Annotated in this window: 12 protein-coding genes and 1 tRNA gene; 4 read left to right on the top strand and 9 right to left on the bottom strand. The window is 63.6% G+C overall.

The annotated features are described in order from the left end of the window. Window positions 1-12: 12 nt before the first annotated feature. Together D3227_RS14935 and D3227_RS14930 are read right to left on the bottom strand one after the other, a co-directional pair. Window positions 13-1,008, bottom strand: coding sequence for a cation diffusion facilitator family transporter (locus D3227_RS14935; RefSeq protein ID WP_120014868.1), 996 nt, complete (start codon window positions 1,006-1,008; stop codon window positions 13-15). A gap of 13 nt (window positions 1,009-1,021) precedes the next feature. After that, entirely contained in the window at window positions 1,022-1,708 is a 687-nt protein-coding gene (locus tag D3227_RS14930; RefSeq protein ID WP_120014867.1) for a GNAT family N-acetyltransferase, read from the bottom strand. Between the two features lie 83 nt (window positions 1,709-1,791). On the opposite strand from D3227_RS14930, the gene D3227_RS14925 reads away from it, so the two are divergent. After that, the gene (locus tag D3227_RS14925; RefSeq protein ID WP_120014866.1) at window positions 1,792-2,976 is read left to right on the top strand and encodes a pyridoxal phosphate-dependent aminotransferase; all 1,185 of its coding nucleotides are present in this window, start codon (window positions 1,792-1,794) and stop codon (window positions 2,974-2,976) included. A gap of 104 nt (window positions 2,977-3,080) precedes the next feature. Here the strand turns inward: D3227_RS14925 and D3227_RS14920 are convergent, their stop codons facing one another. After that, the gene (locus D3227_RS14920; protein ID WP_167480701.1) at window positions 3,081-3,842 is read right to left on the bottom strand and encodes an SDR family oxidoreductase; all 762 of its coding nucleotides are present in this window, start codon (window positions 3,840-3,842) and stop codon (window positions 3,081-3,083) included. Between the two features lie 232 nt (window positions 3,843-4,074). Continuing rightward, a complete protein-coding gene (locus D3227_RS14915) occupies window positions 4,075-4,815 on the bottom strand; it encodes a tellurite resistance TerB family protein (RefSeq protein ID WP_120014865.1) in 741 nt (246 codons plus the stop codon). Window positions 4,816-5,009: 194 nt separating this feature from the next. On the opposite strand from D3227_RS14915, the gene D3227_RS14910 reads away from it, so the two are divergent. Beyond that, complete coding sequence (locus D3227_RS14910) at window positions 5,010-5,372, top strand: YybH family protein (protein WP_120014864.1); 363 nt, start codon at window positions 5,010-5,012, stop codon at window positions 5,370-5,372. A gap of 35 nt (window positions 5,373-5,407) precedes the next feature. On the opposite strand, the gene trhO is transcribed toward D3227_RS14910, so the two are convergent. Beyond that, the gene (gene trhO, locus D3227_RS14905; RefSeq protein ID WP_120014863.1) at window positions 5,408-6,337 is read right to left on the bottom strand and encodes an oxygen-dependent tRNA uridine(34) hydroxylase TrhO; all 930 of its coding nucleotides are present in this window, start codon (window positions 6,335-6,337) and stop codon (window positions 5,408-5,410) included. A gap of 170 nt (window positions 6,338-6,507) precedes the next feature. Here trhO and D3227_RS14900 point away from each other — a divergent pair, with 170 nt between their 5' ends. Continuing rightward, the gene (locus D3227_RS14900; protein ID WP_120014862.1) at window positions 6,508-7,146 is read left to right on the top strand and encodes a 2-dehydro-3-deoxy-phosphogluconate aldolase; all 639 of its coding nucleotides are present in this window, start codon (window positions 6,508-6,510) and stop codon (window positions 7,144-7,146) included. Between the two features lie 75 nt (window positions 7,147-7,221). On the opposite strand, the gene D3227_RS41580 is transcribed toward D3227_RS14900, so the two are convergent. The 4 genes from D3227_RS41580 to D3227_RS14885 all read right to left on the bottom strand — a co-directional run bounded on the left by D3227_RS41580 (window position 7,222) and on the right by D3227_RS14885 (window position 11,647). Continuing rightward, window positions 7,222-7,398 (bottom strand): hypothetical protein, encoded by a 177-nt coding sequence (locus D3227_RS41580; RefSeq protein ID WP_167480700.1) that lies wholly within the window; start codon window positions 7,396-7,398, stop codon window positions 7,222-7,224. 229 nt (window positions 7,399-7,627) lie between these two features. Continuing rightward, window positions 7,628-7,701: transfer RNA gene (locus tag D3227_RS14895), tRNA-Gln, on the bottom strand. A 143-nt stretch (window positions 7,702-7,844) separates the two neighbouring features. After that, window positions 7,845-9,710 (bottom strand): peptidoglycan L,D-endopeptidase MepK, encoded by a 1,866-nt coding sequence (gene mepK, locus D3227_RS14890; RefSeq protein WP_120014971.1) that lies wholly within the window; start codon window positions 9,708-9,710, stop codon window positions 7,845-7,847. Window positions 9,711-10,102: 392 nt separating this feature from the next. Next, window positions 10,103-11,647, bottom strand: a complete 1,545-nt coding sequence (locus D3227_RS14885; protein WP_120014861.1) for a sigma-54-dependent transcriptional regulator — start codon at window positions 11,645-11,647, stop codon at window positions 10,103-10,105. Window positions 11,648-11,791: 144 nt separating this feature from the next. Between D3227_RS14885 and D3227_RS14880 the strand changes: the two genes are divergently transcribed. Next, on the top strand, window positions 11,792-13,630 hold the full coding sequence (locus D3227_RS14880) for a M3 family oligoendopeptidase (protein ID WP_167480699.1): 1,839 nt from the start codon (window positions 11,792-11,794) through the stop codon (window positions 13,628-13,630). Window positions 13,631-13,658: the final 28 nt, after the last annotated feature.

Here is a 13,658-nt window from a genome sequence, read left to right as displayed (position 1 = left end):
GAACTCCCTGCGTCAGTGATAGTGACCGTGATGCGGCGTCGTACCGTGTGCATGGTCATGGTCGTGGTCATGCTCGTCATCGGCGCAGTGCCCGAATTCCGGTTCGACAGTGGCATGGCTGATGCCGTGCTCGGCTGCAAGCCGTTTCTTGATGGCGCTGACCGCGGTATGGGCATCGACCCCGTCATTGAGGCAGGCGTGCAGCGTCGCCATGTTGGCTGAGCCATCGAGCGACCAGACATGCATGTGATGCACCTCGCGTACGCCCTTCACCGTCCCTTCCAGGTCCTTGGCGATGAGATCACGGTCGAGGCTAGCCGGCACGCCTTCGAGCAGGACATGGGCGGCTTCACGCATTAGCGACCACGCCGTCGACAGGATGAGCAGCGAGACCAGCACCGACAGGATCGGATCGATGGGCGTCCAGCCGGTCGCCAGGATGACCAGGGCCGCAACGATGGCCGCCGCCGAGCCGAGCAGGTCGCCCAGCACGTGCAGGATGGCGCCGCGCATGTTGAGGTTGTCGCGATCGCCGCCATGCAGCACGAAGAACGAACCGATGTTCACCAGCAGGCCGGCGATCGCCACCACCAGCATCGGTCCGCCGAGCACCGGCGCCGGCGTCAGCAGGCGGCCCCAGGCTTCGTAGATGATCCACAGTGCGATGGCGAAGATGGCGATGCCGTTGGTATAGGCGACTAATGTCTTGACCCGGCCGAAGCCATAGGTGAGCCGGACCGTCGCTGGCCGTCCCGCAAGATGGAAGGCATACCAGGCAAGGCCGAGCGCGATCGAATCGGCGAGCATATGGCCGGCATCCGCCAGCAGCGCCAGCGACCCCGTCAGCAGGCCACCAAGCGCCTCCGCGACCATGAAGCCGGCCGTCAGGCAGGCGGCGATCAGCACACGCTTCTTGTCGGTCGAGCCGTGCACATGGCCGGCACCATGGCTGTGGGCGTGTCCCGGCGAACCGTGCCCATGCGAACCATGATCGTGGCTATGCGCCATCCATGAACTCCTGCTACGCACCGAACTCGGCGCGGAAATCCTCGAGCCGCCGCTTCTGCTGGCCCTTGCCGTCGAAATTGGCCGGGTCGAGCCATGCCTCATAGGCTCTGCTCAGATCAGGCCATTCCTTGTCGATGATCGAGTACCACGCGGTATCGCGGTTTTCACCCTTGACGACAAGATGCTGGCGGAAAATGCCCTCGAACTTGAAGCCGAAACGCTCGGCCGCGCGCTTCGACGGCTCGTTGCGGTTGTTGCATTTCCATTCGTAACGGCGATAGCCGAGCTCGTCGAATATGTACTTCATGAACAGGAACTGCGCTTCGGTCGCCGCCGGCTTGCGCGAGATGATTGGCCCCCAATAGATGTTGCCGATCTCGATCACGCCATAGGCCGGATCTATGCGCATCAACGTTTGGCGTCCGGCGACCTTGCCGCTTGCCTTGTCGATGACGGTGAAGAACAGCGGATCCTCGCTGGCTTCGACCTTGTCCAGCCAGGGCTGGAAAGCGGCGCGGGTTTCTGGCGGATACTCGGGCAGCCAGGCGAAGCGGCCGCCGACGTCGGACACTGACGACGCCTCGTAGAGGCCGTCGCCATGCTTCGCGGCGCTCAGTGGTTCAAGCCTGACAGTGCGGCCTTCAAGCACTTTGCGTTCGGGCCGCGGACGCGGCCGCCAATTCTCGAGATTTTCCGACACGCAAGGCTCCAATCCGTTTGACTTTTGTGACCGGACGCTCACAAAAACGCACGCTGAGAGAAAGAACCACAGGGACGGGAAAAATGCTCCACACGATTTCGGCCTTTGACCGTCTCGGCGAGGAAAATGCCTTCGCGGTGCTCGCGCGGGCGACAGCACTAGCGCACCAGGGCCGCGACATCGTCAATCTCGGCATCGGCCAGCCCGACTTCAAGACGCCGCAGCACATCGTCGAGGCGGCGATCAAGGCGCTGCGCGATGGCCACCATGGCTACACGCCGGCCAACGGCTTGCTGGCGACGCGCGAAGCGGTGGTGCGCCGTACGCTGACCACCACCGGCGTCGAGGTGTCGCCGGAGAGCGTGATGATCCTGCCAGGCGGCAAGCCGACCATGTTCGCCGCGATCCTGATGTTCGGCGAACCGGGGACGGAAATCCTCTATCCCGACCCCGGCTTTCCGATCTACCGCTCGATGATCGAATTCACCGGCGCGGCCCCCATCCCGGTGCCGATCCGTGAGGAAAACGGCTTCGCCTTTTCGGCCGACGAGACGCTGGCGCTGATCACGCCGAAGACGAGGCTCCTGATCCTCAACTCGCCGGCCAACCCGACCGGCGGCGTGACGCCGCGGGCCGAGATCGAAAAGCTGGTCAAGGGATTGCAGGCGCACCCGCACGTCGCCATCCTCTCCGACGAGATCTACGACGTGATGACCTATGACGGCGAGAAGCATTGCTCGCTGCTCACCTTCCCCGAAATCCGTGACCGGCTGATCGTGCTGAACGGCTGGTCGAAGACCTGGGCAATGACCGGCTGGCGCATGGGCTGGTCGATCTGGCCGAACGGCGACAAAGGTGCCCATCTCTACGACAAGGTGCGCAAGCTGGCGGTGAATTGCTGGTCCTGCGTCAACGCGCCGAGCCAGTTCGCCGGCATCGCCGCCATCGACGGTCCGCAGGACGATGTCGACAAGATGATGCGTGCCTTCGATCGCCGCCGGAAGGTCGTGGTCGAGGGGCTGAATGCTCTGCCCGGCGTTTCCTGCATCACGCCGAAGGGTGCATTCTACGCCTTCCCGAATGTCTCCAAGACCGGCTGGAAAGCAAAAAAACTCGCCTCGGCGCTGCTTGAGGATGCCGGCGTGGCGCTGATCGGCGGCCCCGACTTCGGTATTCTCGGCGAAGGCTATATCAGGCTCTCCTACGCCAATTCCGAGGAGAACATCCTGCGCGCGCTGGAGCGGATCGAGGCGTTTTTGAAGAAGTAACCAAGGTCGCCCGGCCGGGTCCCCGCTGCTGCGCAGCGTCCCGGCGTTCGCCGGCCTTTCATCGTGCCACTGGCACGATGAATTCGCTTACGCAAACCGGCTGCTCACCCGCGCCCGACGAACGGCATCTTGGTCGCCATCACGGTCATGAACAGTACGTTGGCATCGAGCGGTAGGCTCGCCATGTGGACGACGGCGTCGGCGACGCGCTCGACATCCATCACCGCTTCGGCGGCCATCGACCCGTTGGCCTGCGGCACGCCGACCGTCATCGCTTGCGCCATGTCGGTCAGTGCGTTGCCGATGTCGATCTGGCCGCAGGCGATGTCATAGGGCCGGCCGTCGAGCGCCAACGTCTTGGTCAGCCCGGTGATGGCGTGCTTGGTCGCGGTGTAAGGCACCGAGCCAGGCCGCGGCGCATAGGCCGACACCGAGCCGTTGTTGATGATGCGGCCACCCATCGGCTGCTGCCGGCGCATGGCGCCGAAAGCGGCGCGCGCGCACAGGAACGAGCCGGTGAGATTGACGCCAACGATGTCGGTCCACACCTCGACAGGAATCTCGTCGATCAATGTCGACTTGTAGCCCATGCCGGCATTGTTGAAGAGCAGGTCGACACGCCCGAATGCCTCCAGCGCCGTCTCGAAGAGATCGTCGACCTGGTCGGCCTTGCTGATGTCGCAGGCAACCGCCAGCGCCTTGGCATCCGTTTTCCCGGCTTCAGCGATCGCCTCCTCCAGCACCGCCTTGCGGCGGCCGCAGAACACCGTGTTCCAGCCCGCCTTGAGCAGCGCGGTGGCGACACTCTTGCCGATGCCGGTGCCGGCGCCGGTGACGATGGCGGTTTTCTCTGTGATGGCTGTCATCGCCGACCTCCCTGATCATGGCTGGAAGAACATGTGCCATCGCAAATGACGGCTCCCATGGCAAGCCGAACCATTCGTGATCAGTTCAACAAAAAGGGCGGTCATTGGCGACCGCCCCTGATCTGAACCGGGCTTGGGAGGAGGAAAAGCCGGTCCGACTGCTTAGAATGATGCGCTTGCTCGGTTAACGAGGCACTAACGCGAGAACGGCCTCCCTGCTGCAAGCTCTCGCCTACCAGCGCGGGTTGGGTGACGTGCCGGCGTTCGTGACCGGAACCTTCGCCGCCGACACCGTCGCCTCGACATGATCGACCAGCGCGTCCGGCAGGCCGAGACGCCCGGCGAGCAGGTCGAGATAGCCGCGTTCGGCGCGCGTGTCGGGATCGATGGTGAGGCGCGAGGCCGTGTAGAGTTCGAGCTTCTGCGCATCGGTCTTGGCGCCGGCGACCAGCGTATCGAGGTCGAGCGGACTTTCCAGTTCCGACATCAGGAATTCCTCCGCTTCCGTGCCGATGCCGGACAGGCTGAGCTTGCCGGCGATCTTCTGGCGTTCTTCGTCGTCGACATGGCCGTCGGCCTTCGCCGCCGAGATCATCGCCCGCACCAGCGTCAGCGTGAATTCGTCCTCGCCTTGCGGCGCCTGTGACGGATGGAAGGCGGTGTCGGCGGGCGGCGGCAGCAATTCCGGCTCGCCGGCGGCCGGCGTTTGCGCCGGCGCATTGCCGGCCTTGTAGTTCTGGTAAGCCTTGTAGGCGAGGCCGCCAATGGCGGCCAGTCCGCCGAGCTTCACAGCCGTACCGGTGACCTGCCGGCCGGCGCCGGTTCCAAGCAGCACCGCGGCCAGCGCACCGGCAGCAAGCGGATTGTCCTTGGCCATCTGCACGGCCTGGCCTGCCTTGTCGCGGACGGTGCCGCTTGTGCCGGGGATTTGCGAGCCGAGCAGATCGTCGAGGAGCTTCTTGGGATCGAACATCAGTGCCTCCAGAATTTGCCCGGCCGAACGGGCATGTTTCGAACGTCGAAGAGGTAGGGCCCGTACATTGACATTACAATGACGGGCGGGTGCTTTGTCGGAAATGCCGGTGACAGCTCAAGTTGAAACCGGTGTGTCGAAACCGGCCCCGGCTTCGGCTAGTGTCGCAACCCTCGACGAGGGAGGAGTTCGCCGTGACCGTTGAACCAGACCGCGCGCCGGCGCTGGATCCGCAGGATCTGGAGTGCCTTTTGATTGCCCGCCAATGGGCAAGTGACATCGACGGAATGGTAGCGCTGTTCGAGCCAAACGCCATGGTCGACAATGGCGAGGGCCAGCTGACGCGAGGCCGCGAGGCAATCCGAGCGCTCTTCGCGGAGATCAACGCGACGGGCCGGAAATTTGCCTCCGGAGAGCAGCGCCCTGCCCTGATCAATGGCGATCTAGCGCTCACCTCAACCAGGCTGCCTGACGGGAGCATAACCACCGAGGTCGCCCGCCGGCAGGACGACGGCACATGGCTTTGGGTGATCGACCGCTACTCCGTCGCGTGGTGATGCAGCCGAAGCCGGCAACAGTTGTTACCGCAGCGCTATCCGCCGATATGCGGACCGTCACCACGCGCTTGCGCAAGTTCGACCTGGCGCTGGCGCTCGGCATAGCGGGCGCGATCCTCATCCGAGCGCGCGTCGAAGCAATGCGGGCATGAGATGCCCGCGGTATAGCGCGGCGACAGCAGGTCCTCCGCGATCAGCGGATGCCGGCAGGCGCGGCAGAGCTCGGCCTCGCCCTCGGTGAGGCCATGCGATACCGAAACGCGCTCGTCGAAGACGAAGCATTCGCCTTGCCACAGGCTCTCCTCGGCCGGCACCTCTTCGAGATATTTGAGGATGCCGCCCTTGAGGTGGAACACGTCCTCGAAGCCGAGCGACTTCACATAGGCCGTCGCCTTCTCGCAGCGTATGCCGCCGGTGCAGAACATGGCGACCTTGCGGCCTTCCAACTCTTCCCGATGTTTTTCCACCCAGGCCGGGAACTCGCGAAAACTCGATGTCGCCGGATCGACCGCGCCCTTGAAGCTGCCGATCGACACTTCATAGGCGTTGCGCGTGTCGATGACGACGGTGTCGGCGTCCGAGATCAGCGCGTTCCAGTCGGCTGGCGCGACATAGGTGCCGGCACTCGCCGAGGGGTCAATATCCTCAACACCCATGGTGACGATCTCACGCTTCAGCCGCACCTTCATGCGATGGAAGGGCATCTCGGCGGCGCTGCTGTATTTGACCTCGAGGCCGGCAAGCCCTTCGATCGACTGGAGATGATCGATCAGCGCGGCGATATCAGCCTCGCTGCCGGCGACCGTGCCGTTGATGCCCTCATGCGCCAGCAGCAGCGTGCCCTTGATGCCGCGCCCGCAGCAGAAGGCGGCGAGCGGCGCGCGCAGCGCCTCGAAGCCATCGAGCCGGGCAAATTTGTAGAGCGCGGCGACGCGAACAGGTTGATCGTGGGTGGACCTTGTCATCGCCAAGCCACTAAACTCTGCTGAAAGCCAATTCAAGGCGGAGCGAACAGGACAGCCTTGGGCGTTGCAAGCGGCCCGGTGCGCGTGACATCGCGACACGCCTCGTTTCGTGGACTCAGAATCTGCCTTCTGCTAATCGGTTGAAATCATCGATACGGAGAGACAAGCGAATGCCCAGCAAGACCGAAAAGCTCCTGTCGCTCCTCAATGGCCAGCCGGTCATCCCGGTGCTGAAGATCGCCGACGTCAAGGATGCCGTGCCGCTGGCCCGGGCATTGGCCGCCGGCGGGTTGCCGGCGATCGAGATCACGCTCAGGACCGCCGACGCACTGGAAGCGATCCGCCGCGTGGCCGGCGAGGTCGAGGGCGCCGTCGTCGGCGCCGGCACCATCCTGGATGCAAAACAATTCGACGAGGCGGCGGCCGCCGGCTCGAAGTTCATCGTCAGCCCCGGCATCACCAACCAGCTTCTGGACGCGGCGAAAGACAGCCCCGTGCCGCTGCTGCCCGGCGCCATCACACCCGGCGAGATCATGGCCGCGCGCGAAGCCGGCTTGCGCTTCCTGAAATTCTTCCCGGCCGAACAGTCCGGCGGCATCGCCTCATTGAAAGCCTTCGCCTCGCCGCTCGCCGACGTGAAATTCTGCCCGACCGGCGGGATCACCGGCAAGAACGCCGCCGAGTATCTTAGCCTGCCCAATGTCACCTGCGTCGGCGGCTCCTGGGTGGCGCCGGACGAATTGGTCAAGGCCGGCAAGTGGGACGAGATCGAAGCCCTGGCGCGTGCGGCGAGCCAGCTCGGCCGATAGCGCTCTTCTCCCGAAAGAATGGAAAAACCCGGCCGGCTTTCGCCGACCGGGTCAGGATTTCTGCCGTGAACAGGATCAGTGGCAGACTTTGACTTTTTCAACGACCTTGTGGTGATGCACCCAGTGCGTGACCAGTTTGGTCTTGCAGTGATGCTTGCCGGTCTTGATGATCACCGTTTCGGCCTGCGTGGGAGCGACAGCCGCGGAAACAGCAGCCAGAGCCAGGACTGATGCGAATAGAATGTTCTTCATGAATATCCCCAGGTTGGAACGCACACATTCTAACCCGGAGAAGAGTGTGCCGTTCCGCCATCACGGGAAGTTTTGTCCGCCGTGGCAATTCCAGGAAGAGTGTGAAACGGTTTTCCGTCCGGAATTGCGTCATAACAGTGAGAAAGAGCGGTTCTGCGCTTCCGTGAAACGACGAACCGCTCTAGCCGGTTCGGACCTCAGTCAGCCCTGGATGATTGCTGTTGCCGGCTGGTTCCCGCTCATGGGCTCGAACCACGATTCACGCCTTCAAAGGGCGCTGTCCTACCATTAGACGAAGCGGGAGAAGTCGAGCTTGGTTAGCATCCCGATGCTACGAAAGCCAGCGCGAGGCTTGACGGTCCTATTTGCAACAACAAACCACGTCCTGAAAAAGCAAAAGCCGCGCGGGTTGCCCAGCGCGGCTTTGGTTTGATTTGACCGATCCGCTACTTGGTCTGGAAGCGGGCGACCGAAAGGAACTTGACCGCGTTGCCGGTGAAGCGGTTGGGATCCACCGTCTCGCTGTCCGGCTGGAAACCGGCCGTATAGACCTCGCTCGGCGGCGTGTGCACGATGTTGTAGGCAAAGCGCGGCGCCGTCGTCGGGCTGGACACGGTGGCAACGTATTCGCTGCTGTTCAGTGCCCAGCGCGCGGCCTGCGGCGCGGCGGCAACCACCACCGACTTCGGGCCTGGCTTCAGATCGCGGGCCGTGGCTCTGGCTTCCTTGCGCGTCGTCTTGACCCCAGCGCCGATCGCCAGCGCAGGATCGGTACCGGCGGGACGGGCAACAATGGCATCGCGCGGTGACGCCGCATCGACGCCGGCCGGGTCGTTGAACGCCGAACGCGGCTGGGAGATCGAGGCGACCTGATAGTCGGCGCCCGCCGCAGCACCTGCATCGCTCGTCGCGCTGACCCGTTCGAGAACCGCCTTGACCTCATCCTGCCCGACCTGATCCGGCTTGACCTCATCCGGACGCGCGGACGGCAAGACCGAGAACGCGTCGGTCGCGGTTGTGTTGTGCTGGGCCGTATCGGCCAGCGCCAGCAGCACATTCTTGTCCTGCTGTGCAAGATCGGCAGGCAGCGTACGCTCCGGCCGCCAGGTCGGCAGCGGAATGTTGTTGACCGCAACCTGCGCCGGGTCGGCGGCAGCCGTATTGGCATCGGCTGCATTGGTCGGCTCGGTCATGCCGAACGGAACATTGACCGGCGCATGCGCGGTCGCCACCGTCTGCTCGGTGGTGGCGGTGGCGTCAGCCATGCCGAACGGAACGTTCTCTGCCGTCTGCTGGCCGACATCGGTCTTCGGACGCGGCGCGAAGTCAGGCAGCGGGATCTCGCGCGCCGGCAGCGCCGCGATGATCGTCTCCGGCGTATCCTGCTGCTCCGGTTCGGCTGCGTTGTCGTCGGCAAGCTGCGGGAGGTTGGCGCGCTGCGCATCCTTCGGCGACACGATGGCTATGCCGGGCAAATTGCTCGGCTTGGCGCTCGCCGCCGGCTTTGCGGTCTTCGGCTTGGGCGCGGGCGCCGCGCTTGCCACATCGGCACTGTCGTCGGCCTCGTCGTCGCCGCCGCCAAAGAAAGCAGAAAGGAAGCCACCGGATTTCTTGTAACCGCCGCCAGCGCTGGCCAGTTCGATGGCGGGAGAGCCGGAGCCCTTGCGCGCCTTGTAGGAAGCCATAGCCTGTTCATAGCCGGGTAGCGGCTTGCCATCGCTCGGCACATGCAGCGTCTTGCCGTTGGGGAATACCCTGACGAGTTCCTGGCGGCTGATGCCCGGCCAATGACGCACATTGCCGATATCCATATGCACGAAGGGCGAGCCGGACGACGGATAATAGCCGACGCCGCCGCCTTGCATCCTCAAGCCGATGTCGCGCAGCTTCTTCAGCGGCACGCCTGGAATGTAGAAGTCCATGGCCTTGCCGAGCATGTGCTGGCTTTTCTCGGCGACGCCCCGGCTGCGGCTGCGCAGCATCGAGTTCGTCGACGGCGAGCGATAGCCGCAGACCACCTGGATATAGTCGGTGGCACCACTCTGCCGATAGGCTTCCCACACCAGATCGAGCAGGCGCGGGTCCATCTTGGTCGGCTCGTTGCGGCGCCAGTCGCGCAGGATGATGTTGATCTTTCTCAAACCCTCCGGAACGTAGCGGCCATTTCGCTTGTAGACGATCTCGGCTTTTTCGTGCGTGTGGAGGTGATAAAGCTTCAGCGAACGTGTATCGGCGCTTGCGCCGGTCGCGGCTACGGACAGGAACGAAACAGCAAGGATCACCGCTGCCAGCCATCTCGGCCAGACGCTCATGTGATAGTGCCGCCCGTCTTTGTGTCGTTCGACTTTGTTCAAATCAAAAGGCCTTGTAGGCTGCCGTTTGTCCCCGGATTTGCCCAAACGGATGCGTGGTTGATCACATCCGAATATCGATCCTAATGGTTAATCATCGCTTATTGAAGCCGAAATGCGGTAACACCGTGGCGATATCCCGTCAAAAATATTGCACGGGGTTTCTTGGTAAACTGCTGGTTTAGATCATGATTCCGCCTCCGATCGAAACACGATCTGTTACCGCCAGCCTTAATGTGTGAACGGAGCCGCCCCGCGTCCGGCACGCGCCATGCCCGGTCGAAACCGTCGATCTCGTCACGACAGTTAGGGGTGCAAGCTGGTTCGGACCTTGCGGGACAAGGCCTTGCCCGTCAGGAAGCGAGCCGGTCGATGCGGCCGCTTTCCGGGTCGATGCCGTATTCCTTGAGCTTCCTGTAGAGCGTCGAGCGGCCGATACCGAGACGGCGCGCGACCTCGCTCATCTGGCCGTTATAGTGATCGATCGCCAGCTTGATCATTTCAAGTTCGACATCGGCCAGCGCGCGCACATTGCCGCGCTCGTCCAGCGCCTTGAGCGTACCGAAACGCGGCTGCAGCCTGGTCGGCGGATCAGCTTCACCGGCGGCAAATCCTTCATCGGCGGCCGCAACACCGTTGGCGCGTGGCGAATCGTCGGAAGCAGGGTCGGGACCGGGCATCACGGCCTCGGCATCGAGATTGACCGTGCCTACCAGCTGTGCGCGGATCTGCGGAAATTCCTCTTCCGTCAGCACATCGCCCTCGGCCAGCACCGAGGCCCTGAAGACGGCGTTTTCCAGTTGCCTGATATTGCCCGGCCAGTCATAGGCCTGCAGCATGTCAAGCGCCTTGGCCGAAATGCCCTGCAGGCGACGGCGCGGATCGGCCGGCGCCACCTTCTCCATGAAATGCCTGACCAGATAGGGAATGTCGTCGCGTCGGTCGCGCAGCGGCGGCACGAAGATCGGATAGACGTTCAGCCGGTAGAACAGATCCTCGCGGAATTTGCCGTCCTTGACCTGCTGCAAGAGGTTGCGGTGCGTCGCCGAGATCAGCCTGATGTCGACCCTGACGGTCGAGCGGCCGCCGACCGGATCGACCTCGCCATCCTGGACGGCGCGCAGCAGCTTGACCTGCACGTCGAGCGGCAGGTCGCCGATCTCGTCGAGGAACAGCGTGCCCGAATGCGCCTCGACGAACTTGCCGGTGTGTTTTTCGGTGGCGCCGGTGAACGAGCCCTTCTCGTGGCCGAACAGGATCGATTCGACCAGATTTTCGGGGATGGCACCGCAATTGACGGTGACGAAAGGCTTCGAGCGGCGGTCGCCGCTGCCCTGGATGGCGCGCGCCACCAGTTCCTTGCCGACGCCCGATTCGCCTTCGATCAGGATCGGGATGTTGGACGCCGCCGCCTTCTGGCCGAGGCGGATCACCCGGTCCATCGCCGGGCTGTGGGTGATCATGTCCTTGAAGGTGAGATGGCCGCCGCGCCGCCGCGACGTGCGCTTCATCTCGTCCTCGACCGCCTCGACCTTGAGCGCGTTGCCGATCGCTGTCTGCAGCCTGTCGGGAGAGGCCGGCTTGACGACGAAATCGAACGCACCGTGGCGCATCGCCGAAACGACGGTCTCGATGCCGCCCTGCGCGGTCTGCACGATCACCGGCACATGGATGCCGCGCTCGCGCATCGCCTTGAGCACGCCGATTCCGTCGATGCCCGGCATGACCAGGTCGAGGATGACCACCGAGACCTCGCGCGCATTGGGCCCGTCGAGAACCCCGAGACCTGCTTCGCCGCCATCGGCGATGATCGCGCTGTGGCCGAATTTCGTCACCGCCGCCTCGAGCAGCCTGCGCTGCACGGGATCGTCATCGACTATGAGAATGGAACCTGTCATGACTGTGTTTTATGCCCGCCTGAGAATTCCCCATGGATCATCTTGGCACAGGGTTCTAAATAAGGTTTCAAAAAACCCGGTGAACGAATTCCTTAGGATTTGACCGGCTTCTCCTTTCCCCTTGATTCCCGGAAGGTATTGTTGATGCGCATGATGTTCGATCGGCGGCTTGCGGCGCCAGCAATCGGTCACGGCGCGTCCGAGTTGGGCGATCTGCCGGAATGGAACCTCGCCGATCTCTACTCCGGCATGGAGGCTCCCGAGCTGAAGCGCGATATCGCCAGGGCGGCAAGCGATGCCACCGCCTTCGAGAGCCGCTGGAAGGGCACGCTGGCCGCCGAGGCCGAACGCGGCAGCGCCGGCAGGCTGGGCGAGGCATTGCGCGCCTATGAGGCACTGGAGGAACTGATCGGCCGCATCGTCTCCTATGCCGGGCTGGTCTATGCCGGCAACACGGCCGATCCGCAGCGTGCAAAGCTCTATGGCGACATCCAGGAGAAGATGACCGACGCCAGCGCGCATCTTTTGTTCTTCGTGCTCGAACTAAACCTGATCGATGATGCCGTGATCGAGAGCGCGCTCGCCGCCGATGCGGGCTTCGCCCATTACCGGCCCTGGGTGCTCGACCTGCGCAAGGACAAACCTTTCCAGCTCGAGGACCGGGTCGAGCAGCTCTTCCACGAAAAGTCGATCACCGGGCGCGGCGCCTGGAACCGGCTGTTCGACGAGACGATGACGGATCTACGCTTCGACGTCGACGGTGAGGAGTTGGCGCTAGAGCCGGCGCTGAACCGCCTGCAGGACGCCGACGGCGAGGTGCGGCGCCAGGCTTCCGAAGCGCTGGCCGCCACCTTCCGCAAGAATTTGCGTACCTTCACCCTGATCACCAACACGCTAGCCAAGGACAAGGAAATTTCCGACCGCTGGCGTGGCTTCGAGGACATCGCCGATTCACGCCATCTCGCCAACCGCGTCGAGCGCAGCGTCGTCGACGCGCTGGCCCTGGCCGTACGCGAAGCCTATCCGCGCCTGTCGCACCGCTACTACGCGATGAAAGCGCGCTGGCTGGGAATGGAAGTGATGAACCACTGGGACCGCAACGCGCCCTTGCCCGAGACCCCCCAGGCGGTCATCCGCTGGGACGACGCCAGGGACACGGTGCTGTCGGCCTATCAGCGCTTTTCGCCCGACATGGCGGAAATCGCCCGGACCTTCTTCGACCGCAACTGGATCGACGCGCCGGTCAGGCCGGGCAAATCGCCCGGCGCCTTCGCCCATCCGACCGTGCCGTCGGCACACCCTTACGTGCTGCTCAACTACATGGGCAAGCCGCGCGATGTCATGACGCTGGCGCACGAACTTGGCCACGGTGTTCACCAGGTGCTGGCCGGCGGCCAGGGCGCATTGATGGCCTCGACGCCGCTGACGCTGGCCGAGACCGCATCCGTGTTCGGCGAGATGCTGACCTTCCGCTCGCTGCTCGACCAGACCACCGACAAGCGCGAGCGCAAGGCCATGCTGGCCCAGAAGGTCGAGGACATGATCAACACGGTCGTGCGCCAAATCGCCTTCTACGAATTCGAGCGCAAGGTGCATGCCGAGCGCAAGAACGGCGAACTGACCTCCGACCGGCTCGGCCAGTTCTGGCTGGAGGTGCAGGCTGAAAGCCTCGGGCCGGCGATCAAGCTGCGCGATGGCTATGAAGTGTTCTGGACCTATATCCCGCACTTCATCCATTCGCCCTTCTACGTCTATGCCTATGCCTTCGGCGATTGCCTGGTGAACTCGCTCTATGCGGTCTACCAGAATGCCGAGCGCGGCTTTCAGGAGAAGTATTTCGAGATGCTGCGCGCCGGCGGCACCAAGCATCATTCCGAGCTTCTGGCGCCGTTCGGCCTCGACGCCACCGATCCCGCCTTCTGGCAGATCGGGCTCAGCGTGATCGGCGGCCTTATCGACGAGCTGGAAGCGCTGGACAAATGACACACTGTCTCGACGCTCGGCTTAATCA

This window comes from Mesorhizobium waimense, from assembly GCF_003601975.1.
GTDB lineage: Bacteria > Pseudomonadota > Alphaproteobacteria > Rhizobiales > Rhizobiaceae > Mesorhizobium > Mesorhizobium waimense.
Note: the sequence above shows the minus strand (reverse complement) of the source record. Positions and strands in the feature narration are given on the sequence as shown.